Source organism: Arthrobacter sp. LT660, from assembly GCF_056172845.1.
Genome location: NZ_CM149651.1, coordinates 3,224,593 through 3,248,210, shown reverse-complemented (window position 1 = coordinate 3,248,210; position 23,618 = coordinate 3,224,593). Strand labels below are relative to the sequence as shown.

General features: G+C 67.8%; 27 protein-coding genes and 1 tRNA gene. 23 read left to right on the top strand and 5 right to left on the bottom strand.

All coding sequences use genetic code 11. From position 1 onward, the window contains the following. Nucleotides 1–26: 26 nt before the first annotated feature. Nucleotides 27–842 (bottom strand): winged helix-turn-helix domain-containing protein, encoded by an 816-nt coding sequence (locus tag AC0QSG_RS15190; RefSeq protein WP_475376005.1) that lies wholly within the window; start codon nucleotides 840–842, stop codon nucleotides 27–29. Nucleotides 843–1,559: 717 nt separating this feature from the next. Here AC0QSG_RS15190 and AC0QSG_RS15185 point away from each other — a divergent pair. Then, nucleotides 1,560–2,300 (top strand): response regulator transcription factor, encoded by a 741-nt coding sequence (locus tag AC0QSG_RS15185; RefSeq protein ID WP_475376004.1) that lies wholly within the window; start codon nucleotides 1,560–1,562, stop codon nucleotides 2,298–2,300. 11 nt (nucleotides 2,301–2,311) lie between these two features. Then, nucleotides 2,312–3,796 (top strand): sensor histidine kinase, encoded by a 1,485-nt coding sequence (locus AC0QSG_RS15180; protein WP_475376003.1) that lies wholly within the window; start codon nucleotides 2,312–2,314, stop codon nucleotides 3,794–3,796. A 51-nt stretch (nucleotides 3,797–3,847) separates the two neighbouring features. On the opposite strand, the gene upp is transcribed toward AC0QSG_RS15180, so the two are convergent. Then, a complete protein-coding gene (upp, locus tag AC0QSG_RS15175; protein WP_435728746.1) occupies nucleotides 3,848–4,486 on the bottom strand; it encodes a uracil phosphoribosyltransferase in 639 nt (212 codons plus the stop codon). Nucleotides 4,487–4,567: 81 nt separating this feature from the next. Here upp and AC0QSG_RS15170 point away from each other — a divergent pair, with 81 nt between their 5' ends. After that, nucleotides 4,568–5,017 (top strand): nucleoside deaminase, encoded by a 450-nt coding sequence (locus AC0QSG_RS15170; RefSeq protein ID WP_475377327.1) that lies wholly within the window; start codon nucleotides 4,568–4,570, stop codon nucleotides 5,015–5,017. Nucleotides 5,018–5,101: 84 nt separating this feature from the next. Further along, nucleotides 5,102–5,191 (top strand) — tRNA-Ser (locus AC0QSG_RS15165). Between the two features lie 56 nt (nucleotides 5,192–5,247). Here the strand turns inward: AC0QSG_RS15165 and AC0QSG_RS15160 are convergent. After that, a complete protein-coding gene (locus AC0QSG_RS15160; RefSeq protein WP_475376002.1) occupies nucleotides 5,248–6,378 on the bottom strand; it encodes a tyrosine-type recombinase/integrase in 1,131 nt (376 codons plus the stop codon). Nucleotides 6,379–6,380: 2 nt separating this feature from the next. Then, on the bottom strand, nucleotides 6,381–6,941 hold the full coding sequence (locus AC0QSG_RS15155) for a hypothetical protein (RefSeq protein ID WP_475376001.1): 561 nt from the start codon (nucleotides 6,939–6,941) through the stop codon (nucleotides 6,381–6,383). 123 nt (nucleotides 6,942–7,064) lie between these two features. Between AC0QSG_RS15155 and AC0QSG_RS15150 the strand changes: the two genes are divergently transcribed. From AC0QSG_RS15150 to AC0QSG_RS15085, 14 genes are all read left to right on the top strand, one after another. Beyond that, complete coding sequence (locus AC0QSG_RS15150; RefSeq protein WP_475376000.1) at nucleotides 7,065–7,262, top strand: helix-turn-helix transcriptional regulator; 198 nt, start codon at nucleotides 7,065–7,067, stop codon at nucleotides 7,260–7,262. After that, nucleotides 7,259–7,606, top strand: a complete 348-nt coding sequence (locus AC0QSG_RS15145) for a hypothetical protein (RefSeq protein WP_475375999.1) — start codon at nucleotides 7,259–7,261, stop codon at nucleotides 7,604–7,606. Before AC0QSG_RS15150 ends, AC0QSG_RS15145 begins: the two co-directional genes overlap by 4 nt. Beyond that, complete coding sequence (locus tag AC0QSG_RS15140) at nucleotides 7,603–7,917, top strand: hypothetical protein (RefSeq protein WP_475375998.1); 315 nt, start codon at nucleotides 7,603–7,605, stop codon at nucleotides 7,915–7,917. The genes AC0QSG_RS15145 and AC0QSG_RS15140 overlap by 4 nt, the downstream gene beginning before the upstream one ends. Continuing rightward, nucleotides 7,914–8,510 (top strand): hypothetical protein, encoded by a 597-nt coding sequence (locus AC0QSG_RS15135; RefSeq protein ID WP_475375997.1) that lies wholly within the window; start codon nucleotides 7,914–7,916, stop codon nucleotides 8,508–8,510. The genes AC0QSG_RS15140 and AC0QSG_RS15135 overlap by 4 nt, the downstream gene beginning before the upstream one ends. Next, nucleotides 8,507–8,698 (top strand): hypothetical protein, encoded by a 192-nt coding sequence (locus AC0QSG_RS15130; protein WP_475375996.1) that lies wholly within the window; start codon nucleotides 8,507–8,509, stop codon nucleotides 8,696–8,698. The genes AC0QSG_RS15135 and AC0QSG_RS15130 overlap by 4 nt, the downstream gene beginning before the upstream one ends. Further along, entirely contained in the window at nucleotides 8,695–8,880 is a 186-nt protein-coding gene (locus AC0QSG_RS15125; protein ID WP_475375995.1) for a hypothetical protein, read from the top strand. The genes AC0QSG_RS15130 and AC0QSG_RS15125 overlap by 4 nt, the downstream gene beginning before the upstream one ends. Nucleotides 8,881–9,264: 384 nt before the next feature. After that, a complete protein-coding gene (locus AC0QSG_RS15120; protein WP_475375994.1) occupies nucleotides 9,265–10,743 on the top strand; it encodes a terminase large subunit domain-containing protein in 1,479 nt (492 codons plus the stop codon). Then, nucleotides 10,740–12,065, top strand: coding sequence for a phage portal protein (locus AC0QSG_RS15115; protein WP_475375993.1), 1,326 nt, complete (start codon nucleotides 10,740–10,742; stop codon nucleotides 12,063–12,065). The genes AC0QSG_RS15120 and AC0QSG_RS15115 overlap by 4 nt, the downstream gene beginning before the upstream one ends. Beyond that, nucleotides 12,062–12,589, top strand: a complete 528-nt coding sequence (locus AC0QSG_RS15110) for a hypothetical protein (protein ID WP_475375992.1) — start codon at nucleotides 12,062–12,064, stop codon at nucleotides 12,587–12,589. The genes AC0QSG_RS15115 and AC0QSG_RS15110 overlap by 4 nt, the downstream gene beginning before the upstream one ends. Nucleotides 12,590–12,594: 5 nt before the next feature. Further along, nucleotides 12,595–13,056: a hypothetical protein gene (locus AC0QSG_RS15105; protein WP_475375991.1), complete on the top strand. Its 462-nt coding sequence runs from the start codon at nucleotides 12,595–12,597 to the stop codon at nucleotides 13,054–13,056. Between the two features lie 9 nt (nucleotides 13,057–13,065). After that, nucleotides 13,066–13,473: a hypothetical protein gene (locus AC0QSG_RS15100; protein WP_475375990.1), complete on the top strand. Its 408-nt coding sequence runs from the start codon at nucleotides 13,066–13,068 to the stop codon at nucleotides 13,471–13,473. Between the two features lie 111 nt (nucleotides 13,474–13,584). Further along, nucleotides 13,585–14,421, top strand: coding sequence for a phage major capsid protein (locus tag AC0QSG_RS15095; RefSeq protein WP_475375989.1), 837 nt, complete (start codon nucleotides 13,585–13,587; stop codon nucleotides 14,419–14,421). Nucleotides 14,422–14,423: 2 nt separating this feature from the next. Next, nucleotides 14,424–14,738, top strand: coding sequence for a hypothetical protein (locus tag AC0QSG_RS15090; RefSeq protein WP_475375988.1), 315 nt, complete (start codon nucleotides 14,424–14,426; stop codon nucleotides 14,736–14,738). Further along, the gene (locus AC0QSG_RS15085; protein ID WP_475375987.1) at nucleotides 14,735–15,055 is read left to right on the top strand and encodes a hypothetical protein; all 321 of its coding nucleotides are present in this window, start codon (nucleotides 14,735–14,737) and stop codon (nucleotides 15,053–15,055) included. The genes AC0QSG_RS15090 and AC0QSG_RS15085 overlap by 4 nt, the downstream gene beginning before the upstream one ends. A gap of 407 nt (nucleotides 15,056–15,462) precedes the next feature. Here AC0QSG_RS15085 and AC0QSG_RS15080 read toward each other — a convergent pair whose 3' ends face one another. Continuing rightward, complete coding sequence (locus AC0QSG_RS15080) at nucleotides 15,463–16,242, bottom strand: phosphatase PAP2 family protein (RefSeq protein ID WP_475375986.1); 780 nt, start codon at nucleotides 16,240–16,242, stop codon at nucleotides 15,463–15,465. Between the two features lie 18 nt (nucleotides 16,243–16,260). On the opposite strand from AC0QSG_RS15080, the gene AC0QSG_RS15075 reads away from it, so the two are divergent. From AC0QSG_RS15075 to AC0QSG_RS15055, 5 genes are all read left to right on the top strand, one after another. Further along, nucleotides 16,261–16,719 (top strand): 23S rRNA (pseudouridine(1915)-N(3))-methyltransferase RlmH, encoded by a 459-nt coding sequence (locus AC0QSG_RS15075; protein ID WP_435728748.1) that lies wholly within the window; start codon nucleotides 16,261–16,263, stop codon nucleotides 16,717–16,719. Between the two features lie 70 nt (nucleotides 16,720–16,789). Continuing rightward, nucleotides 16,790–17,488 (top strand): DUF4232 domain-containing protein, encoded by a 699-nt coding sequence (locus AC0QSG_RS15070; RefSeq protein WP_475375985.1) that lies wholly within the window; start codon nucleotides 16,790–16,792, stop codon nucleotides 17,486–17,488. A gap of 40 nt (nucleotides 17,489–17,528) precedes the next feature. Beyond that, nucleotides 17,529–22,373, top strand: coding sequence for an ATP-dependent helicase (locus AC0QSG_RS15065; protein WP_475375984.1), 4,845 nt, complete (start codon nucleotides 17,529–17,531; stop codon nucleotides 22,371–22,373). A gap of 141 nt (nucleotides 22,374–22,514) precedes the next feature. After that, on the top strand, nucleotides 22,515–23,288 hold the full coding sequence (locus tag AC0QSG_RS15060; protein WP_475375983.1) for an Fpg/Nei family DNA glycosylase: 774 nt from the start codon (nucleotides 22,515–22,517) through the stop codon (nucleotides 23,286–23,288). 112 nt (nucleotides 23,289–23,400) lie between these two features. Further along, a complete protein-coding gene (locus AC0QSG_RS15055) occupies nucleotides 23,401–23,610 on the top strand; it encodes a dodecin (protein ID WP_435728752.1) in 210 nt (69 codons plus the stop codon). The last annotated feature ends 8 nt before the right edge of the window (nucleotides 23,611–23,618 follow it).

The following is a 23,618-nucleotide window of genomic DNA, read 5'->3' as shown; positions in this document are numbered from 1 at the left end:
TTCCAGCGTAGGCGCAGACGCGCGGGCTAGATGCTGTATTCCGGGGCGGCCCAGACGACGACCTCGGGGTGCTCGTAGAAGCGGTAGCCCTGGCCGCGGACCGTGCGGACGGTGTTGGCCAGGCGTCCCAGCTTGGAGCGCAGGCGGCGGATGTGCACGTCGATGGTCCGCTCGTTCGGGATCTCCTCGGCGTTGCGCCACAGGTTGCCCAGCAACTCGTCGCGGCCGACCGTGCGGGAGCCGTTCTCGACGAGGTAGTTCAGCAGCTCGAACTCCTTGAAGGTGAGGTTGAGCGTCTCGCCGTCGAGGTGGACCTCGCGGCGGGAGAGGTCGATCAGGACGCCGGAGAGGCGCTGCGAGGCCTGCGCGGGTCGGGCCGGGGTCTCGGCGCGCGGGCGGCGGGAGACCGTCGGGTCGCCCAGCGCCTGGCGCACGACGTCGATGTTGTCGCCGGTGGCGTTGGCCGGGGCCAAGGCAACGGCGGCGTGCGTCTGCGCCTCGGGGGCCAGCGTCTGGAGGAAGGCACGGACCTGCGTGGCAAGCTTGCCCAGCGAAGTCCCCTGGGCCTGCGCGGCCGACTCGTCGAGACCGACATAGAGGACGAAACCACGCGCCGCCGTGTCCGGAGTGACCTCTTGGGGGCCGGGAATTCCGTTTCCGGCGACCACTGGTGTCGGCGCGGTCATCGGCTGCGCATCCTGTCCACCGGGCACCGCGTGGAGCTGGCGGAAGCCCGCGGGCGCGGCGAACGATGACCGTCCAACAGGCTGCCGCTGGGCGGCCGCGGCGCGGTTCTGGGCGTTGCGGATGGAGATGTGGACGTATCCGGAAGTGACGGACATCTTGATACCTCGTAACTGTGCGAAGAGTCTGTGATCGGCGTGAATGCTGCGGGTGCGCCATCCGGCGGTCCGTGGTGACGGAGGACGGGGGCGCGGGTCTGGCCTGGCGGTTCCCGTGTGGGGAGGGCTAGGCCTGCATTCGACAACAGCTCCGCGCGCAGCCAACTCCGTGGCCCCACGTTGGCCCTGTCGCTTCAGGTGCTATTGCGTCGATGTTCACAAAAACCAGTTTGCGCGTAATAAATCGAACCCGCAAGTAATATTCATGCACCCGTTCCACATTGTGAGACGAACGACCATGGATGTGACGCAGTTCACTTTGGTCACTTGCGAGAAATTCCCTGCCGATACCGGTCCCGATGTACATGCATCTCGATTGCAGTTGGCAGATATGACCAACCGTCGCGGCGCATACGAGCGCAATGTCCACGTATGCATAAATATGCACGACCGCTGGACACGGCACTCCCGCCTTGACTATGCTCCGCCGATCAAGGTGGAATCCCCGGCGGCATCCGCGCTCGAATTCCCACCGCAACAGCGGCGGGACCGGCGCCACCGCGGTATGACCGGCGCTAGGCTGAACGAACACGCCGTCCAACGCACCACGCCGCTCCGGCAGCAGCGCGAACCAGCCGAACAGCCTGGGCGCGGCCTCACAGCGCCGCCACAGGTGCGTCTCAGGTCAGGCCCATTCACGGGCCGGAAAGTGGATCCATGACCAACTCGCGTTTCAGCCCCAGCCAGCTCCCCCGTCTGGAGCACCAGGACGGGGCCCCCATCCGTGCGCTGGTCGTCGACGACGAGCCTTCGCTCGCCGAACTGGTCAGCATGGGCGCGCGCATGATGGGCTGGGATGTCCAGGTGGCCCACGACGGTCCCTCCGCCGTCGCGGCCGCCCGCTCCTACTCCCCCGACGTGCTGGTGCTGGACTGGATGCTCCCCGGATTCGAGGGGACCGAGGTGTTGCGCAAGGTCCGCTCGTTCCAGCCGGACGTGCCGGCGTTGTTCCTCACCGCCAAGGACGCGGTCGAGGACCGGATCGAGGGACTGTCCGTGGGTGGCGACGACTACGTCACCAAACCGTTCAGTCTGGAGGAGGTCCTGCTGCGCCTGCACCGGATCGTCGAGCGCTCCGGCGCCGCGTCCGCCAACCCGGCGGAGCTGGTGGTCGGGGACCTGGTCCTCAACACCGACATGCGCGAGGTCGTCCGCGGCGGCGAGGAAATCACGCTGACCGCCACGGAGTTCGATCTCCTTCGCTACCTGATGGAAAACAAGCGCCGCGTCATGTCCAAGGGGCAGATCCTGGACAACGTGTGGCAGTACGACTTCGGCGGCCAGGCGAACATCGTCGAGCTCTATGTCTCCTACCTGCGCAAGAAGATCGACGCCGGACGCGAACCCATGATCCACACCGTGCGCGGCGCCGGGTACGTCCTCAAGCCCGCCACGTGACGCCGGGCGCCGTGACCCCTCGCCGTCGGTCGCTGAGCGCGCGGCTGCTGGCCGCCGTCGTCGCGTTGTTGGCCCTGGTCTGCCTGGTGATCGGGCTCATCACGCACACCGCCATGCGCTCCACCCTCTACGCGCAGGTCGACGAGCAGCTGGCGTTCGCCTCGGAGCGGGCCTCGGCCTTCGGCGGGCGCGGCGACGGCAGCGATCCGCTCAATGCGCCGGGCCAGGCGTCCGGCACCCTGAACGCACGGCTGATCGGCAACACGCTGCAGATCGGCGGCGTCCTCGATTCGGAGACCGGCGACCGGCGGGACATTTCGGACTTCACCCAGGACGACGCCGATGCGATCGCCGCGGTGACGCCCGGCGCCTCCCCCGTCGATATCCGCCTGTCGTTCGGCGAATACCGGCTGATGGCCGTTTCCGTCGATCCCGGGGCGGGTTCCGGGTGGACACTGATCACCGGGCTCCCGCTGCGCCCGGCGGAGAACACGCTCGCGTCGCTCTCGTGGACCATGCTGCTGGTGTCCGGCGCGGGCGTCGCGGCTACCGGGCTCATCGGGTCCTTGATCATCCAGCGATCGCTGCGCCCGCTGGAGCGGGTGTCCGCCGTCGCGGGCTCGGTGGCGACCCTGCCGCTGGACGCCGGCGAGGTCCGGCTCGCCCATCGCGTTTCGCCGGCCGATTCCGAGCCCGGAACGGAAGCGGGGAACGTCGGCCACGCGCTGAACGCCCTGCTGGACAACGTCGAATCCGCTCTCGAGGCGCGGCAGGCGTCGGAGGAGAAGATGCGCCGCTTTGTGGCGGACGCCTCCCACGAGCTCCGCACCCCGCTGGCCTCGGTGCGCGGCTACTCGGAACTCGTGTCCGCCACGGAGCATCTGAGCCCGGACGGGCAGCGGTCGCTGGACCGGATCGTGGAGCAGAGCCGGCGCATGGGCTCCCTGGTCGAAAACCTGCTGCTGCTCGCCCGGCTGGACGAGGGCCAGCAGCCGACCCCCGGCGAGGTCGACCTGACGCTCCTGGTGGCGGAGGCCGCGCGGGATTTCCGGGTCACCGCGCCCGAACACCAGTGGCGGCTGGACCTGCCGTCCGTCCCGTTGGTGGTCCACGGCGACGCCGGACAGCTGGCGCGCGTCCTGAACAACCTGCTGTCCAACGCCCACAAGCACACGCCGGAGGGAACGGTCGTGGAGGCGACCCTGGCGCGGGAGGCGGACGGGCGCCGCGCGGTCCTGACCGTCGCGGACTCCGGGGAGGGAATCGACCCGGAATTCCTGCCGAAGGTCTTCTCCCGCTTCACCCGGGCCGACGCCGCCCGGTCGGGCGACGACGAAACCACGGGCCTCGGCCTTCCGATCGTCAAGGCGATCGTTGAGGCGCACGGCGGCGACATTTCGGTCGCCAGCGAGCCCGGACGCACGGAGTTCAGGGTCACCCTTCCTCTGACCACACCCTCCCAACCCCGCGAAGTGGACATTTCCTCAGGTAGTTAACCCTCGGTAATGTCCACTTCGGGGGGCGCGGACGGGGAGTACGGCAGGCGGCTAGTGGGCGAGTCCGTAGAGGCGGTCGCCGGCGTCGCCGAGGCCGGGGACGATGTAGGACTTCTCGTTCAGGCGCTCGTCGAGGGAGCCCAGCACCAGGTGGACCCGGTCGTCGGCGCCGTGTTCGGCCTCGAGGCGCTCGATGCCCTCCGGCGCCGCGATGAGGCAAATGCACGTGACGTCGTCGGCGCCGCGGTCGAAGAGGAACTTGATGGCCTCCACCAGCGTTCCGCCGGTCGCGAGCATGGGATCCAGCACGAACACCTGGCGGCCGGTGAGGTCCGCGGGGAGGCGTTCGGCGTAGGTGATGATGTCCAGCGTCTCCTCGTTCCGGGCCATGCCCAGGAAACCGACCTCGGCGGTCGGCACCAGCCGGGTCATGCCCTCGAGCATGCCGAGCCCGGCGCGGAGGATCGGGACCACCAGCGGGGTCGGCTTGGCGAACGCCGTGCCCATGGTTTTCGCGACGGGGGTCTCCACCTCGACGTCGACCGTCCGCACCTCGCGGGTGGCCTCGTACGCCAGGAGAGTCACCAGCTCGTCCGTCAGTTGCCGGAAGACCGGTGAGGGGGTGTTCTTGTCCCGCAGGACCGAGACCTTGTGGGCCACCAACGGGTGGTCGACTACCTGTACGCGCATGCCCCCAAAACTACCAGCCCTCCCCCGCGCCTGAACTAAGGTTGGACGGTGATCCGGGATGATGCGCACCATCGCGCGTGGATGGGGCTGGCCCTCGACGAGGCCGGCCGCGCGCTGGCCACGGGCGACGTGCCAATCGGCGCCGTCGTCGTCGGTCCGGACGGCACCGTCCTCGCGACCGGCCGCAACGAGCGGGAGGCCGACGGCGACCCCACCGCCCACGCGGAGATGGTCGCCATCCGCGCGGCCGCCGCGGCGCTGCGCGACCGGGGCGACGGCGACGGGTGGCGCCTCGCCGACTGCACCCTGGTGGTGACGCTGGAGCCGTGCGCGATGTGTGCCGGGGCGATTGTCCTGGCGCGGATCCCCCGGGTGGTGTTCGGCGCGTGGGACGAGAAGGCCGGCGCCTCCGGTTCGGTGTTCGACGTCCTGCGCGAGCCGCGCCTGAACCACTGGGTCGAGGTGTTTCCCGGCGTGCGGGAGACGGAGTCCACCACCCTCCTGCGGGATTTCTTCGCCCGCCTGCGCTGAACCGCAGGCGACGAACGGACCGGGGACGACGACGGAGCCCCGGTTTTGGGCAGAGTCCCCGGCTCCGGTACAGTGGACCAGTCTGGTGACGTGTCCGAGCGGCCGAAGGTGCAACACTCGAAATGTTGTTTGGTGTCAAAGCCAACGTGGGTTCAAATCCCACCGTCACCGCCAGTCAAAAAGGCCCCTACTTCCGCTAGAAACAAGGGAAGTAGGGGCCTTTTATTTTGTCACGACACACCGCTTGCCCACATTTTGCCCACACTTGCCCGTGAAACAGCCTGATCCAGCGCGTCCGCAACGCCGTTTAGATCGTCGTCGAACAGGTCCGCGTAGATGTCCAGCGTCATGGCTGCGGAGCTGTGCCCCAGCATCCTCTGCACGGCCTTGACGTTCGCCCCGGCGCTGACAGCGAAGCTCGCCGCCGTATGCCGTAGATCGTGCGGGGTAATCCTGGGCACGCCGGAACGCTTCACCGCCCCGGCGAACCATGAGTGATTGTCCTCATGAATCCTTGCCGACCGTAGATAGCCGCCGTCCGGCCCTGGGAACACCAGATCGTCGCGGCCCTTGCCCTCGCACTGTGCAGCGAGACGATCCGCAAGGAACCGGGGGAACGGAACACTCCGCTTCTTATGGTTCTTCGGCGTCCCAACCTCGATCCTGCCTCCGACCTCGACGGCGTTCTCCTCGATCCGCAGCCGGCGCTTCAGCATGTCCAGATGCTTCACCTTCAGTCCCACCGCCTCAGCCCACCTGATGCCGCAGTAGGCCAGCGTAAGGATCAGCGCCGGATATTTGGATTCCACAGCAAGCAAATGCACTTGCTCGTGACTCAGATAGATGTGGGCCTTCTTGCCCTTCCGGGGAAGATTGACGCCACGCGCAGGATTCGACAGGACGCGCCGGTCGTTCACCGCGTCATCAAGGATCGATGCCAAGACGCCATAGGCGCGAATTACCGTCGTGGCCGACTTCGGTTTCCGCGTATCGCCGTCCCCCGTCGTCATGTCTGAGATCCACTGCTGAACCGCCGTCTTACGGATATCGGAGACAGCGGTGCTCCCCCACAGCGGCTCTACGTGCAGCCTCCATGCGCTCTCAATTGGCCGGTAGGACGACGGCTTCAGGTGCGTTTGCCTGGTTAGCCATTCCGGCCCCAGTGAACCTACGGTGGCCCTTGCCGCTGCAACGTCGATGTACTCGCCCTTGAGCTTGGAAACTTCAACCGTTGCCGCGAAGTTTTCGGCATCACGTTTGGTCCTGAATCCCCGCTTATCGGTCTGTTTTCGCTCCGGAGTCCGGTATCGAACTCGGTAACGCTTTCCTGCCGCCGTGGCGTAAGACTCAATCGTCGCCATCGTCAGATCATCCCTAGATCTCGCGCCTTCTTGATCCACTTCGATGCAGTCGTCCTAGGCAATGGATCAAGATTTTCACCCGCGAAGGTCTGTTGAACATAAAGTGCTGGCGCTAGGCCGAGCAGCCGACCGAGTGAATAGATGTCTGCCACATATTCCAATGTGTCACGCTCAGGGCCACGGAGCCTGAGCCGTTCCAAGTCCTCATCCGGTAACTGAATCGGGCTTTCCACCAGCACCTTTGTCAAGTCAAAACTTTCCCACGAGTGGTACCCCCGCTGGTAAACGAGATGCTGCACGATGGCCGAACGCCATAGATTTTTCACATTCACAGCGCGCAGGTCGGTTGACGTTACTTCTTGCCCACTCCGCGAAGACACCGTTATGGCTGTGGGCCGAAGAACGTTGTCCACCAGGTCCACCCGGAAGGAAACGTCCTGGCTGTCAGCTGGGGCATGGAAAACCGTCAGCGTTCCGGGCACCTCTATGGCAACCGGATCCACGATCTGGGTAGTAGCTCCGTGGTCTGGGGTATATGAGGACTCGACTGTCGTTTCTGCCATGGGCTCATTGTTGCAGTGCGGTTCACGAATGACAACCGAGACTCCCGGAGGTTCACAGTTGACGTATATGACTCACCTCGCGTAGAGTCAGTTCTGTCAGCACTGAACCAAGAGGAGGACGGCATGACGGAGGAACTCATTTCCCCGCTCGTTTTGGCCGGATATTTCGGCACCACAACGGGCGCACTCGCGCAAATGCGATACAGGGGGATCGGCCCCAAGTTCATCAAGTTAGGCGGGAAGGCCGTTCGCTATCGCCAGTCAGACATTGATGCGTGGTTGGCCGAACAGACACGCCAGCAGACCGGGGTGTCCGCATGAGCTGCGGATCGCGCTCCGGTGACGCCTGCCAGTACATCTGGCCCGATACCTGGGGAACCGACTACCGGCCCGGGAGCTGCTACTACTGCGGCGAACCGGAGACAACAGAAGACCGTGACGCTCTCGCCAAAGAACACGTCACGGCCTCCACCACCGAAACCCATAGCAAGGAAACGGATATGTCCACCATACTGCCCGCCAGCCTCCAATCCATGACCGTCCGCCAGCTCGGGGACGAGGCCGGACGCCTCGGGATCATGCCCTCCGAACTGCTTCGTCGCCACCTACTGACGGACGCCGCCGGCGCACCCGAGGAGCCGCTGCCCACGACGGACGCCGAATGAGGACGGCACCCCACCCCAGCACCTACCAGCCCACGGTTGGAGGGAAGCAACCGGAGAACTCCGTCGAGCTCCTGGCGGCGATCCGTGGAGCGTCGAAGCGAGACGCCGTCGACTTGCTGCACCAGGTTGTTGCCGGCAAGTCCCGGTCATGGTGTGAGCGCAACCTGACCCGCGTTACGGCCATGGACGCCGACGCACTCAGTCACGCGCTCGGCTATGCCGACCCGACCGGAAACGCGGTAGCGCGGAACGTCGACGCGGGCCGAACGTCGCTACGGCGCGAACCAACCAACGGACGGGAGGCTCCGTGAGCTGGGCGAAACTCTCCGACGACTTCGCGGATGACTGCTGGACACTCTCGGACGCCGCGTTCCGTCTGCACACCGAGGGACTGACCTGGAACGGGAGAAAGCTCCTCGACTGCCGACTCCCCAAGAGTGACGTCCGCAGGTTCGCCAAGCATCCCGAGGCCGTCGCCGAACTCGTCGCCACCGGCTGGTGGTCGGATGCGGGAGACAGCTACATCATCCGCCACCATGCCCAATACCAGCGCCTCCGGGAGGAAGTCCTGAAACAACAGGAAGCCAACCGGAGCAACGGGAAGAAGGGCGGGCGCCCGGCCAAGGCGACAAGGGAACGCACGGAGGACGCAACCCAATCGGTTAGCCACTCGGTTACGGAAACCCATTCGCTAAGCGAGTCGACAACCGAAAGGGACAGGACAGGACGGGTCATTGATGAAGAAGTAACTACACAGCAGGAACAACAGGTTCCAGTGACTCCTTCATCGGAAGATCCGTCTGACCCCGGGCAGTGGCAACGGTCACCCGGCCTCGACGCCAGTGGTTGGCCCGCCGTCCCGGGGCACCTGCGAACTCCTCAAGAATTCAGGAAGGCATCATGACCGACCCCGGCCCGAAGCCTGCGAGCTACTGGCGCACCATGGCGAAGAACAGGCAATGGATCATCGGCAAGCTCGAACGGCGCATCGACGCCCTCGAAGAAGAACTACGTGACCTCAAGGAAACCAGGCTGGCAGCGGCTGAAGCTGAGCTTGCCTTGTACCGCGCCCGTGAAAGGACAAGCAAATGACCAACCGAATCAACCACCGCTTCGCGCTCGCCATGACCAAGCTTCAGTACACCGATCCGGCCTCCCACGGCGCGGTACGGGAGAAGCTGGAGGACTTCAGGGCATTCACCCGGTCATGGCAGCGGCGCGCCCTTGCCGCCGAGAGCAGCCTCGCCGCACTCAAGGAGGAGCAGTGTCGCTGAAGCCGTGCATCGCGTGCGGCGAACCCGGCTCCAACGCACGGTGCACCGACTGCCAGACCGCGCACGATGCCAAGTACACGCGCAAGAGCGTGAAGGTCAACGCCTCCGAAAGAGGTTACGACCGACGTTGGAGGGTCTTGTCCGAACGGGCGCGACGTATCCAGCCATGGTGCACCGACTGCGGGACTCCCGACAGGCTCACCGCTGACCACTCCCCCGAGGCATGGGAACGGAAGGCGAAGGGACTGCCAATCCGGCTACAGGACATCGATGTCGTCTGTCAGGCATGCAACAACGACCGAGGCTCAGCACGACCTGGGGGGATGAGGTCAACCATCGGCGCCGCGACCCGCGCCGGTCAGGCCAACAGCGCAAGTATTGCGGGTGATTCTCATTAGGCCGGGGAAGAAAGCCTCAGTAAATGAAGATCCGCTGGTATTTGGCACCCGTGCGTTGGGGGCTGATCGGTTCGCTCGTTTCACGGAGAAATTCATCTTTACTCCGAAGGGTACGGGCGCGCTGAGGCCGATGAAGTTGCGGCCTTGGCAGGTGGATTTGGTGGGTTCTGTGCTGAATCCGGCGCAGCGTCCGCGCACTGCTGGATGGATGATGCCACGGGGCCAGGGCAAGAGCACGCTGGTGGCCGCGCTGGGGCTCTACGACCTGATGTTGGGGGAAGAGGGCGCGTCGGTTGTGGTTGCTGCTGTGGATGAGCGACAGGCGGGGATCGTGTTCAAGACGGCGGCGCGCATGGTGGAACTTTCCGAGGAATTGGAATCACGGGTGCAGGTCTACGCAGACCGGCTGGTGGTTCCTGGCCGTGGTGCAACGTTCCAGTGCTTGCCGGCGTCTCCGAAGTCCTTGGAGGGGCTTGATCCGACACTGGCGATTGTCGATGAAATCGGCGTCGTTAATAAGGACGTGTGGGAGGTTATCGCGCTGGCTCAGGGTAAGCGCGCTCAATCGACGATGATCGGTATCGGCACGCCCGGTCCTGATCCTCACGATTCGGTGCTGACCAATTTGCGGGATTACGCACGGGCTCACCCCGAGGATGCATCACTGGTGTGGCGGGAGTTTTCGGCGGCTGGATTTGAGCATCACCCGGCTGACTGTTTGCACTGCCTGGAGTTGGCTAATCCGGCGTTGGATGACTTTTTGCACCGTGACGCGATTATGGCGCTGCTACCTCCGAAGACTCGGGAGTCCACGTTTAGGCGTGCCCGGTTGTGCCAGTTCGTCACAGAGACGACGGGCGCGTTTCTTCCCGATGGGAAGTGGGAGGCACTGAGCACGGGAGAGGACGTGCCTGATGGTGCCGACGTCGTTGTGGCCCTGGATGGTTCGTTCAACTCCGATGCCACGGCGGTGCTGGTGGCGACGGTGGGTATGCAGCCGCACATGGACGTTGTGGGGCTGTGGGAGCCGCCTGTCGGTGATCCGGCCTACCGCGTCCCCGTGGAGGCCGTGGAGGACACCATCCGGGCGGCGTGCAAGCGGTGGAACGTGGTGGAGATTATCGCCGACCCGTTCCGCTGGACCCGGACCTTGCAGGTACTCGAAAAAGAGGGACTCCCGATCGTGGAATTCCCGTGGTCGACGTCGCGCATCACGCCGGCCACAACAGATTTTTACTCGGCTTGCATCAACGGTGCACTGACCCATTCCGGTAACCCGGACTTTGGGCGGCACATCGGAAACGCGGTGGTCCTGGAGACCGTCCGTGGTGTTCGCCTCGACAAGTCGCGCCGTGGTAGTTCCCGGCACATCGACCTGGCGGCCTGCGCGGTGATGGCCCATTCACGGGCCACATGGCGGGCAATGCGAAAGCAGAAGAAACGGAAAGTTGGGAGCTTTAAATGATCGATGTTTTGACTGGTCTCATGCAGAAACTGGACGAGAGCGAGGCCAAGTACGCCCGCCTCGATACCTACTACCGGGGCAACTCGCCCTTGACCTTTCTCTCCCCCGAGGCGCGGGAGGCGCTGGGCGAACGGTTCGGCACCATGGGCTCGAATCTCTGCCGGCTGGCGGTCACGTCACTGGCCGAACGTCTCCGCGTCACCGGCTTTACCATCGACGGCGTCCCGGCGCCGGACCTCTGGGAGGACTGGATCCGCAACGACCTTGACCAGGTCGCATCCGTGGCGCACCGGGAGGCGTTCATCCTGGGCTCCGCGTTCGTCATCGTCTGGGCTGACGAGGCGGGGCAGCCCTCGATCAGTGTCGAGTCCGCCCGTCAGGTGGCCGTGATCCGCGACCCGGGCACCCGCAAGATCATGGCGGGCGTGAAGCGGTGGGAGACGAAGACGACGACCGAGGCCGTGCTGTACGAGGCCGACACCATCACCCGGCTGCGCGCCAATCACAAGGGCGCAACGGGACCGGCCATGGCGGTGGTGGAGGTGCTGGGCAACCCGCTGGGCGTCCCTCCGATCGTGGAGCTGAAGAACAACGACCGGCTGCTGGACGGCGGCGTCTCGGAACTCACCGACTTGGTGCCGTTGCAGGACGCGCTGAACAAGCTGCTCTCGGACATGATGGTCGGTTCCGAGTACTACGCCCGTCCCCGGCGCTGGGCTTCCGGCGTGGAGCTGGTGGAGGAGGAGGTCCTGGACGAGGCGGGCAACCCGACCGGCGAAGTCGCCACGGTGAACCCGTTCCCCGAGGGCAACCGCATGATGATTGCCGAGGACCCGGGCGCGAAGTTCGGCCAGCTGCCAGCCGCCGACCTTGCCAGCTACAGGTCCGCCATCCAAGTGATCGTGGAACAGATGCAGGCCGTCTCTGGGCTCCCCGCGCACTACGTCGGCGTGACCTCGAACTCCCCGCCGTCCGCTGACGCACTGCGCGCCGCCGAGGCATCCCTGACCGCACGCGCCGAGCAGCGGCAACAGGTGTTTGGGCGGGCGTGGGAGGACGTCGCCAGGTTGGCTCACGCCGTCCGCACCGGCACCGATCCTGAGCAGGCCCGGGTCCGCGTCACTTGGGCAGATCCCGCGACACGGTCAATCGCCCAAGAGGCGGACGCCGTGGTCAAGCTCTACCAGACCGGGCTGCTCCCCGCGTCCTATGCGCTGGCACGTCTGGGCTACTCGGACGACGAGGTTACCGCGATCCGTGGAGCACGTCGCGCCGAGGCCCTAGACACCGCCGGCACCGACCTCACGGCGCTGCTGCCATGACCCTGCACGACGTCATGGGCACGCTCAGCGGGCAGGCTCAGGACGCCGTCGTGGCGCTCTGGGAACGCTGGGACGCCGGGGACATCACCGAGGCCCAATTCAAGGCGCTGGCGGCGGCTGCGCTGGCCCGCTACGGGGCGAAAGGCGCGGCGGTCGCGGATGCAGCACTGTCCGCGTCCCTGACCGCGCTCATGGGCTCCATCGTCGTGGCGACCGGGGACCTGCTGGACCCCACCGAGGGCGCGGGCCGTTCGGTGGAGGAGACGCTGGGCTCCGAGGCGTTCACCCGCGGCCCGTCCGCAGCCATCGGGACCATGGGGTCCGCGTTCGCGCTCTCCTCGATGCAGGACGCCTACAGCAAGGGGATGCAGGACCGAGGCGTGGAGCTATGGGTCCGCGTCCCCAACCCGGGCGCATGTGACATGTGCCAGGACCTCGCGGATGCCGTCATGCCGGTCTCCGTCGATATGTACCACCACCGAGGGTGCCAATGCATCCAAACACCCGTCGAAATGAAGGGCTAGTAGATATGTCTACCACCGAAGAATCCGCAACCACCCCTGAGACGTCCACAGAGACGCCACAGGCGGCCGCAGACGCCACAGAGGCACCGGAGGCCGTTGAGGCCCCCGAGGCGCCCACAGAGGACGCTACAGACACCGCCGAGACGTTCCCCCGCGACTACGTGGAGAAGCTGCGGAAGGAGTCCGCAGGCTACCGCGACCGCGCCAAGCGGGCCGACGACCTCGCCGAGCGACTGCACACCGCGCTGGTCACCGCCACGGGCAAGCTCGCGGACGCCCGGGACCTCCCGTTCAACGAGTCCCACCTGGACGACCCGGACGCGCTCAATGAGGCTATCCAGAGCCTGCTCACTGACCGCCCCCACCTCGGCAGCCGGACCCCACGCGGCAACGTTGGTCAGGGCATCGTGTCGGGGGCCTCCGATACCGTAGATCTCGCCGGGCTACTCCGAGCCCGCGCCAGCTAGGAGGCAACCTTGGAACCATACGTGTGGCGCGAAGCCGAAGTAACTTATCCAGACTATGTAGGCACTGCTCAGCTGGATGAAAAAAAGACGGGAGAGAGCCCTCTCAGTGTCGCGGGAATCGATGAAGACAAGTGGCTCGTCGTTGGTTTCGACATTGGCGGCGGCGAATCGAGCCACAACCTTCATATCGTTGCCGTCGACATGGAACAGGTCCCTGAGGGTGACGGCAATGTGTTTGATCGCCTCATGAAAGAGCATGGACACATTCCCGTGTGCGACCTGCTCCTTCACGACGTGGACCCATACGCGTTCCTGAAGAGTATTTCGCACATGTTTGAGCTCCGTATGCGTGCCCGCAACACCGTGGACAAACAGATCATCGTCACCGAATGTGGCGACATTCGATCTCAGGACTGATACCCCCCGGGGTATGTGATACACTGAAGGGGACGGGCCTGGTGCTCGTCCCCTTCGCTCGTCCCGGCGGCCAGCGTGAAAACCACACTCCCTTTCACGTTAGGAACCGCAATGACACTCGACACCACGACCGGCGCCCCACTCATCCGCGAACAGGTCGCCAACATCCTGGTCGAACCGCTTGAGGCCGCATCCGTCGTCCTCGCAGCCGGCCCCCGCATCTTCGATTCCTCGGAACCGCTGCGCATCCCCACGCTGACCGGCTCCACCGACCCGTCCTGGGTCGCCGAAAACGGGCTCATCCCCGACTCTGACGTCTCGTTCGGTGAAATCAAGCTCATGCCCTCGGACCGCAAGTCCATCAAGGCGCTGACCAAGTTCTCCAACGAGATGGCCCGCCAGTCCAACGTCGGCCTCGACTCGGTCCTCAAGGCCCGCATCGTCAAGGACGTGGCTGACAAGCTGGACACCGCGCTCCTGACCGGCGACGGTGCAGTCAACACGGTGACCGGGCTCATCAACCAGCCCGGCGTGCAGACCGGCGTCCTCGACGCCGCCAACGCCGACTCGTTCCTGGACGCCCTCGCCCTCGCAGCCGCTGCCGAAGTCAACCCGAACCGCTGGTTCATGTCGGGCGCCGACTTCTTCACCGTCCGCAAGCTCAAGGACGTCAACGGCAAGTACCTGCTGGAGTCGGACATCACCGCCGGCACGACCTACCGCCTCTTCGGCGTCCCGGTCACCGTGACAAACAAGCTCGCCACCGGCAAGGCCGTACTTGCCGACATGGCACAGGTCGCCGTCGTCCGCGACATTGACCCGTCCGTGACCGTGCTCTCCGAGCGTTTCGCCGAGTACGACCAGCAGGCCATCCGCGTGGTCACCCGCTACGACCTCGGGCTGCTGCACCCCGAGGGCGTCGTCGTCCTGACGAAGCCAGCGGTCTAACCATGGCAACGGTCACCGGACAAGACGTGGCCGACTTCCTGGGCCAGGGCGACAACACAGAGCTTGTCGCCCTGGCCGGGGAGCACCTGGTCATCACCACCGCCATGGCACGCGCCTACACCCGCAGCGGAGGCTTCACCCTCACGGAGCCCAACGACGAGGTCGCCGCCGTCATCACCACCGCCACCGCCCGTCTCCTCGCCAACCCCGAGCAGATCGACTACAGCGTCGGCGGGACCCGGCTGGGACGCGGCTTTCAAGGCTGGTCCCTCGCGGAGACGTTCGTGCTGAACCGCTACCGGAAGAGGTCCGCGTGATCTTCCACGACCGGATCGAAACGGTGGAACTCATCGAAACCGGGGAGTACGACGACTACGGCAACCCGATCACCGAGGAGATCCGCACGACGCACCGCGCCGACGTGCAGCCCCTCGCCAGCTCCGAGACCGTAGCCGCCGGTCAGCTGGTCGAAACCCGCTACCGGGCCTTCCTCCCCCGCGGCGTCGTCCTGGGCTCCTCAGGCGCGATCTACTGGGACGGGAAGAAGTACGAGGTGGAGGGTGACGTCGAGACTCACAAGGTCCTCGGGCGTCCCCACCACAAGGAGGCCGTGATGCACCGCGTCACCGGCTAACACCTGTTATAGCACCTGCCAGGCAAGTGCTAGTGGGCAGGATCTGTGCCCACATTTTGCCCACACTTACACCTAAAAGCACGTGATTCAGCATGACCCCCGGTGATGAGTTTCCACAGAATCTAGGGGATTTCCACGCCAGCATAGGCCCCGGATAAGGTTTCAAATCCCACCGTCACCGCCAGCCAGAAAGGCCCCCGTTTCCCCTGTTTCAGGTGGATCCGGGGGCTTTTCTCCTGCCACGCCAAACCGATCCGGCCGCCGCACAGCCACGGATGCGCGGCGGCCGGACAGCACAATGCCCCTGCCGGTCTCAGTCGGCAGGGGCATCTCTGTGCTTGTCTCGCGCCGTTGGGTTAGCGAAGAGATGGCACGACAGTACTATTCGGTCACGTTTTTGTAAAACATCAATCCGCGCGTGTCTCCAGGGCGCCCGCCCCGGACGCCGGGAGTCCGCGCTCCCGCCGGACGCTGCGCACGGTGCGGAACACGCGGTGCGCCAACACCACCAAGGCGGCCCACGCCAACCCCAGCGCCCACGCCGCCGCGACGTCCGTGAACCAATGGTGGCCCAGGAACACCCTGCTGATCCCCATCAGCACCACAAACAGCGAGCAGCCCAGGATCACCGCAACCCGGCCCAGCGTGGAGTCGATCTCCAGGCAGCACAGGTACGCGATCACGGCGATGATCGCCGTCGCGTTCAGGGTGTGCCCGCTCGGGAACGACGGCGATGCCTCGTACGGGGGAACGGCGTCGGCCAGGTCCGGCCGCGCACGGCCAATCACGTTCTTGCCCACCACCGTCATCGCCAGGGACCCGAGCGCCGTGATCCCCACCAGGATCAGCGGGCGCCACGACCTGCTCACCCGGGACAGCACGGCGATCACCACCACGGCCAGGGCCGGCATGCCGATGGTCCCGCCGACGTGCGTGAACATCGTGGTCGCCGAACTCAGTTCGGGCGTCCGCAGGCCGATCATCCAGCTCAGCAGCGGCCGGTCCACCCCGGCGACGCCGTTGTCCTCCGCGACCGACTCGTAGACCTCCGCGGCCACGGCCGCCAACGCCACGACGAAGGCCCCGCCGATCAGGAGCGTGATCCACATCGCGCCGTACGGCCCCAGCCCCGTGGGGAGCTTCCCCAACGTCGTCCGCAACCAAGCGGTCACCGGTTCGATTCGCATTCCTGAAAGGATAGACCCATGTCCCTGAAGATCATCGCCATAGGCAAGAAGCACGAATCCTGGGTGGCCGAGGGGATCGGACGCTACGACAAGCGCATGAAGAAACCGTTCGACCTCGCGTGGCAACTCCTCCCCCACTCCTCCCGGGAGGGCACGGCCGCGCGCACCGAGGAATCCGAGCGCATCCTCGCCAAGGTCGGCGAGCGCGACTTCCTCGTCCTCCTCGACGAGCGCGGCAAAAACATCGACTCGCCCGGCCTCGCCGGCACCCTGCGGGCGCCGCTCGACGCCTCGCGGAACGTCGTCCTGGCCATCGGCGGCGCCTACGGGGTCGACGACTCCGTCCACCGGCGCGCCGACTTCGTCTGGAGCCTCTCCAAGCTGGTCTTCCCGCACCAGCTGGTCCGGCTGATCCTCGCCGAGCAGCTCTACCGCGCGCAGGAGATCGCCGCGGGACGCCCGTACCACCACGAATAGTCCGGGAGGTGCCGGCCGGCGCGGGTAGCGTGGTGGTACGGGAACACATCCCTTCGAGGAAGGCAGCACCATGACACGGCGTCCACTGACCCTGATCGCGGCCGCACTGACCATCCCGGCCCTCGCCCTGGCCGGATGCTCGGCCCCCGGGCCCGACGCCGGGACCTCCTCGAACGGGTCGGGTTCGGCCACGCCGTCCTCCCCTTCAACGAGTACGACGCCGGCTCCCTCGCCGTCGTCGGCCGCTTCCTCGTCCGGCTCGGCGGCCGACACTTCGACGCCTTCCGCGGACGAACCCTGCAGCGCGATGAACTTCGAGGTCGCGCTGGAGGACCTCGACGGCGGCGCCGACGCCGGCGGCACCACGCGCTCCCTGCACATCACGAACCAAGGTGACGCCTGCACCCTCGCCGGGCACCCGATCGTCACCCACCAGGTGAACGAGGGCCTGATCGTCGGCGCCCCGGCCCAAAACGCGGGAACGCCGGCTCCCGAGATGGTCGTCGCGCCCGAAGCGACCGTCACGGCCACCGTGCGCGAACGCCAGGCGGGGAAAATCGATCCCGCGGACTGCCGCCCCACCGAGGCGACCCTGCTCGCCGTCGCACTGCGGGACGGGGGCGAAACCAACTACATCAAGCGCAGCGCCACCGCCTGCGCCTCGACGTCGGTCCCCCTGCTCGAGGTCGGCCCCTACGAACTGCCCGAGGAGGAGCCCACGCTCGATTCGGAGTCGGGCACGGAGTCGGACGCCGAGCCCGAGGAGTAGGCCACCCAACCCGTCGGGGGCGCGGCGTAGGCTAAGGCCGATGGCCAAAGAGTCGACCGCAACCTCGGTGCTGGACCGCTTCACCCCGGCCACCCGCGAATGGTTCAGGGGTGCCTTTGCCGCGCCGACCGAGGCGCAGTTGGGTGCCTGGGACGCGGTCTCGGCCGGAGACAACGCGCTGGTGGTCGCCCCGACCGGATCCGGCAAGACGCTCTCGGCGTTCCTCTGGGCGCTGGACTCCTTTATCCGCGAGTCGAACAACCGGCCGGAACCCGAGAAGGCCCCGCGACGCATAACGCGCGTCCTGTACATCTCCCCGCTGAAGGCCCTCGGCGTGGACGTGGAGCGGAACCTCCGGTCCCCGCTGATCGGCATCACCCAGACCGCCGCCCGGCTGGGGCTGCCCGCCCCGGAGATCACGGTCGGCGTCCGTTCCGGGGACACGCCGCCCGCGGACCGCCGCCGCCTGCTCACCCGGCCTCCGGACATCCTGATCACCACCCCGGAGTCGCTGTTCCTGATGCTGACCTCCCGGGCCCGCGAGACGCTCGCGGCCGTCGACACCGTGATCCTGGACGAGGTCCACGCCGTCGCCGGGACCAAGCGCGGCGCCCACCTGGCCGTGTCGCTCGAGCGCCTCGACGCGCTGCTGCCTAAACACGCCCAGCGGATCGGGCTCTCCGCCACCGTCGAGCCCCGCGAGGAGGTGGCCCGGTTCCTCGGCGGCGCCCGGCCCGTCCGGATCGTCGCCCCGCCGTCCACCAAGCGGTGGGACCTTACGGTCACCGTCCCGGTGGAGGACATGACGGACCTGCCCGCGGCCGCGGCCGCCCACGACCTCGGGCCGGCGTCCGGGCTGCAGCCCCAGGCCAGCATCTGGCCCCACGTCGAGGAAAAGATCGTCGACCTGATCGAGGCGAACCGGTCCACGATCGTCTTCGCCAACTCGCGGCGGCTCGCCGAGCGCCTCACGGCCCGGCTGAACGAGATCCACGAACAGCGCGCGATGGCGGGCCCGGACGATCCGTGGGTACGGCCGGACACCGCGCCGGGGACCGGGCCCGGGACCGAGCCGGGGAACGCACCGACCCCGCGGAACGGCCCGCCCGCGGAACTGATGGCGCAGGCGGGCTCGACGTCCGGCGCCGAGCCGCTCCTCGCGCGCGCCCACCACGGCTCGGTGTCCAAGGACCAGCGCGCCCAGATCGAGGACGACCTGAAGTCCGGCCGCCTGCGCTGCGTCGTCGCGACGTCGTCCCTCGAGCTCGGCATCGACATGGGCCTGGTCGATCTCGTGGTCCAGGTCGAATCCCCGAACTCGGTGGCCTCGGGCCTGCAGCGCGTGGGCCGCGCCGGACACCAGGTCGGCGAGGTCTCCCAGGGCGTCTTTTTTCCCAAGCACCGCGGGGACCTGGTCAACACCACGGTGACGGTCGAACGCATGCGCGCCGGCGGCATCGAACCGCTGTCCATCCCCGCGAACCCGCTGGACATCCTCGCGCAGCAGACGGTCGCGGCCACGGCGCTCGGCTCCGTCGACGCGGAGGAGTGGTTCGACGTCGTCCGCCGCTCGGCGCCGTTCGCGTCCCTGCCGCGCTCCGCGTTTGAGGCGACGCTGGACCTGCTGGCCGGCAAGTACCCGTCCGACGAGTTCGCGGAGCTGCGACCGCGGATCGTCTGGGACCGCGGCGCCGGCACCATCCTCGGCCGCCCCGGCGCCCAGCGGCTCGCGGTGACCAGCGGAGGCACCATCCCCGACCGTGGGTTGTTCGGCGTCTTCCTCGTCGGTTCCGAGGACGCCGCCAAGGGCGGACGGCGCGTGGGCGAGCTGGACGAGGAGATGGTCTACGAGTCGCGCGTGGGTGATGTGTTTGCCCTGGGCGCCACCAGCTGGAAGATCGAGGACATCACGCACGACCGCGTCCTGGTCTCCCCAGCTTTCGGCCAACCGGGCAAGCTCCCGTTCTGGAAGGGCGACTCCCTGGGCCGCCCCGTGGAGCTCGGGCGGGCCCTCGGGGCCTTCCGGCGCGAGCTCGCCGCCTCCACCCCGGACGACGCCGGCGCCCGCCTCGCGGCCGCGGGCCTGGACGCGTGGGCGGCCGCCAACGTCACCGCCTACCTGCGCGAACAGCAAGAGGCCACGACCGTGGTCCCGAACGACACGACGCTGGTGGTCGAGCGCTTCCAGGACGAGCTCGGCGACTGGCGCGTGGTGCTGCATTCCCCCTTCGGCCTGCCCGTGCACGCCCCCTGGGCCCTGGCCGTCGGCGCGCGCCTGCACCAGCGCTACGGCCTGGACGGCTCCGCCATGGCGGCGGACGACGGGATCGTGCTCCGCGTCCCGATGATGGAGGACGAACCGCCCGGTGCCGAGCTGTTCCTGTTCGAGGAGGACGAGCTCGACGCGATCGTCACCGCGGAGGTGGGCGGCTCCGCGCTGTTCGCCTCGCGCTTCCGCGAGTGCGCGGCGCGGGCTCTCCTGCTCCCGCGGCAGAACCCCGCCAAGCGGACGCCCCTGTGGCAGCAGCGCCAGCGGTCGGCCCAACTGCTGGACGTCGCCCGGAAGTACCCGACGTTCCCGATCATCCTCGAGACCGTCCGCGAGTGCCTCCAGGACGTGTACGACCTCCCGGCGCTGCGCGCCATCGCCGCGGCCATCGGCAAGCGCGAGCTCCGGATTCTGGAGACCACCACCCGCCAACCGTCGCCGTTCGCGCAGTCCCTGCTGTTCGGCTACGTCGCCCAGTTCCTCTACGAGGGCGATTCCCCGCTGGCAGAGCGCCGCGCCGCCGCCCTGTCGCTGGACCCCGGGCTGCTGAACGACCTGCTGGGCCGAGCCGAACTCCGCGAGCTCCTGGACCCGGCGGTGATCGCCCGCACGGAGGCCGAACTCCAGCGGCTCACCGAGGACCGCAAACTCAAGGGCCTCGAGGGCACCGCGGACCTGCTGCGCCTCTTGGGCCCGCTCGGGGCCGGGGACATCGACCGCCGGCTCCACCCCGATCCGGGGTCGGGGGGCGCCGAGGCCCACGTCCGGGCGCTGGTGCGCGCGAACCGCGCCCTGACCGTCAACGTCGCGGGCCGGCAGGTGCACGCCGCGATCGAGGACGCCTCCCGGCTGCGCGACGCGCTGGGGGTCCCCCTGCCGATCGGCGTGCCGCTGGCCTTCATCGAGCCGGTCGCGGACCCGCTCGGGGACCTCGTCGGACGCTTCGCCCGCACCCACGGCCCGTTCACCGCCGCCGAGGCGGCGGAGCGGCTGGGACTGGGCACCGCCGTCGTGCTCTCGGTGTTGCGGCGGCTGGGCACGGAGGGCCGCGTCGTCGAGGGCGAGTTCCGGCCCACCGAAACCGCGCAGACGGACGACGCCGCGCGCCCGGCGCCCAGCGAATGGTGCGACGCCGAGGTCCTGCGGAAGATCCGCCGCCGTTCCCTGGCCGCGCTCCGGGCCGAGGTCGAGCCCGTGGACACCGACACCTACGGGCGGTTCCTCCCCAAATGGCAGTTCGTCGGCGAGAACCTGCGCGGCATCGACGGGGTCGCGACCGTGATCGACCAGCTCTCCGGCGTCCCGGTCCCGGCGAGCGCCTGGGAGACGTTCGTGCTGCCGGCGCGCGTCCGGGACTACCAGCCGGCGATGCTCGACGAGCTCATGGCCACCGGCGAAGTGCTGTGGTCCGGGGCGGGCGGCCTGGCGGGAAACGACGGCTGGGTGTCGTTGCACCTGGCCGAACACGCGCCGCTGACGCTGACCCCGCAGACGGGTTTCGAGCCGGGCGCGGTGCACCGATCCCTGCTGGACGTCCTCGGCACGGGAGGTGGCTATTTCTTCCGGCAGCTGGCCGAACCGGTGCGGGAAGCCCACCCCGCCCTGAACGACGTGGACATCCTCGGCGCGCTCTGGGAACTGGTGTGGGCCGGCCTCGTCGGGAACGATACCTTCGCCCCGGTCCGCGGCCTGCTGGGTGGGGGACGGACCGCGCACAAGCAGCGCGTCGGCGCTCCCCGCGCCCGCGCGGCCCGCATCGGCCGGCTCCGCGGCATGCGCGGACCCGGAATGCACGACGCCGGCCTCGCCACCGAGGCACGCGGGGCGGGACTGCGGCCCGGCGCTGCCGCGCTCGCCACGCCTTCGCTGCCCGGGGCCGCCGGGCGCTGGTCGCGGCTGCCCGAGCCGGAGGCGGACCCCACACTGCGGGCCCACGCCACGGCGGAGTACCTGTTGGACCGCTACGGCGTGCTGACGCGCGGCTCCGTGATGGCCGAGGACGTCCCCGGGGGGTTCGGGCTGCTGTACCGGGTCCTGAGCCGGCTGGAGGAATCCGGGCGGACCCGCCGCGGCTACTTCATCGAACGCCTCGGGGCGGCCCAGTTCTCCGTCCCGGCGACGGTCGACCGGCTCCGCGGCCACACTCGGGACACCGACCTCGACGCGGTCCACGCGGCGGATTCCGCGGCGGGAGGCGCCGGTTCCTCCGCCGGGACGCCCGGCCGGGTTCCGGCAGGCGTCGCCCTGGCCGCCACCGATCCGGCGAACCCGTACGGGGCCGCCCTCCCGTGGCCCTCTCTGGAGGCGTCCCCGGACTCCCCCGCGGCCACGGGCCACCGCCCCGGGCGGAAGGCGGGCGCCGTCGTCGTGCTGGTGGATGGGGCGCTGTGCCTGTACGTCGAGCGAGGCGGCAAGACCGTGCTGGCGTTCGGGAACGACGCCGGCGCCCTCGCCGCCGCGTCCCGCGCGCTGGTCGCCGCGCTGCGGACCGCCCGGGTGGACAAGATGTCCATGGAACGGGCCAACGGGTTGCCGATCCTGGATTCGGCGCTCGGGTCCGCGCTGCTGGAGGCGGGCTTCTATTCGTCCCCCAGCGGCATCCGGTTCCGCCTGTGAGCACCCCGAACACGGCCGTCCACAGGATCCGCCGGACATTTCCCGCCCGCAACGTGCGCGTTCATGCAAGGATTGCTAGAGGTAGGGGAACCGCAATCGAGGACGTGATGTTCATTGGCTGAGGGAGACAGTGTCCACCGCATGGCGCGGATGCTGGACGCGGCCCTGACCGGTCGTGTCCTGCGCTCGACCGATTTCCGCGTGCCACGTTACATCGGCCTGAGCCTGGCGGGATCCCGCGTGGGATCGGTGGTCTCCCGCGGCAAGCACCTCCTCATCCGCCTGGGTGAACTGAGCATCCACTGCGATCTCGCCGGCGAGGGGCGGTGGGACGTCTACGCCCCCGGCGAGCGCTGGCGCTCACCGGCGTTCAAGGCCAAGTGCGTCCTGAAGAACAACGACTTCCACGCCATCGGCTTCGAGCTGGCGTCCCTGCAGGTGATCCGCACGGTCGAGGAACCCGCCGTCGTCGGACACCTGGGTCCCGACCCCCTGGGCCACTACTGGGACGCCGAAGAGGCCACGCGGCGGTTGCTGCTCTGCCCGGACCGGGCCATCGGCCACGCGCTGGTGGACCAGCGGCTGATCGCCGGGCTCGGCAACGTCTTCCGGTCCGAGATGCTCTTCCTCGCCCGCGTGCACCCGCACCTTCCGGTGAGCGAGGTGCCGGACCTGCGGCTAGTCGTCGACCTGGCCCACCAGTTGCTGCACGCCAACAAGGACAGCGCCCGCCGCGTCACCACCCCGGCCGCGCATCCCGAACCGCACTGGGTCTACGGGCGCGCCGGGCGGCCGTGTCCGCGCTGCGGACAGGACATCGCCCACGAGCTCACCGAAACGGCAGACCTCTACTGGTGCCCCCAGTGCCAGTCGCTGCCGAGCAACGTGGCCGCCTCGGCGGGCACGGCCCGCTGAGGGGACCGCGGACGCCGGCGGCGGACGGCCATGGACGGACGCGCACCGCGGCGGTAGGTTGGCCGAACGGGCCCCGCGCAGGTCGGGGCCGCCGATACTTGGAGGATCTCCCATGGCGAACCACGTGTACAGCGTTTCCGAAATCGTCGGCACGTCCCCGGACGGCGTCGAGGCGGCCGTCGACAACGCCGTGGCCCAGGCGAACAAGACCCTGCGCAACCTGGACTGGTTCGAGGTGGGGCAGATCCGCGGCCACATCGTCGACGGCAAGGTCGCCGACTGGCAGGTGGCGATCAAGCTAGGCTTCCGTATCGACGACTAGCCGCGCCC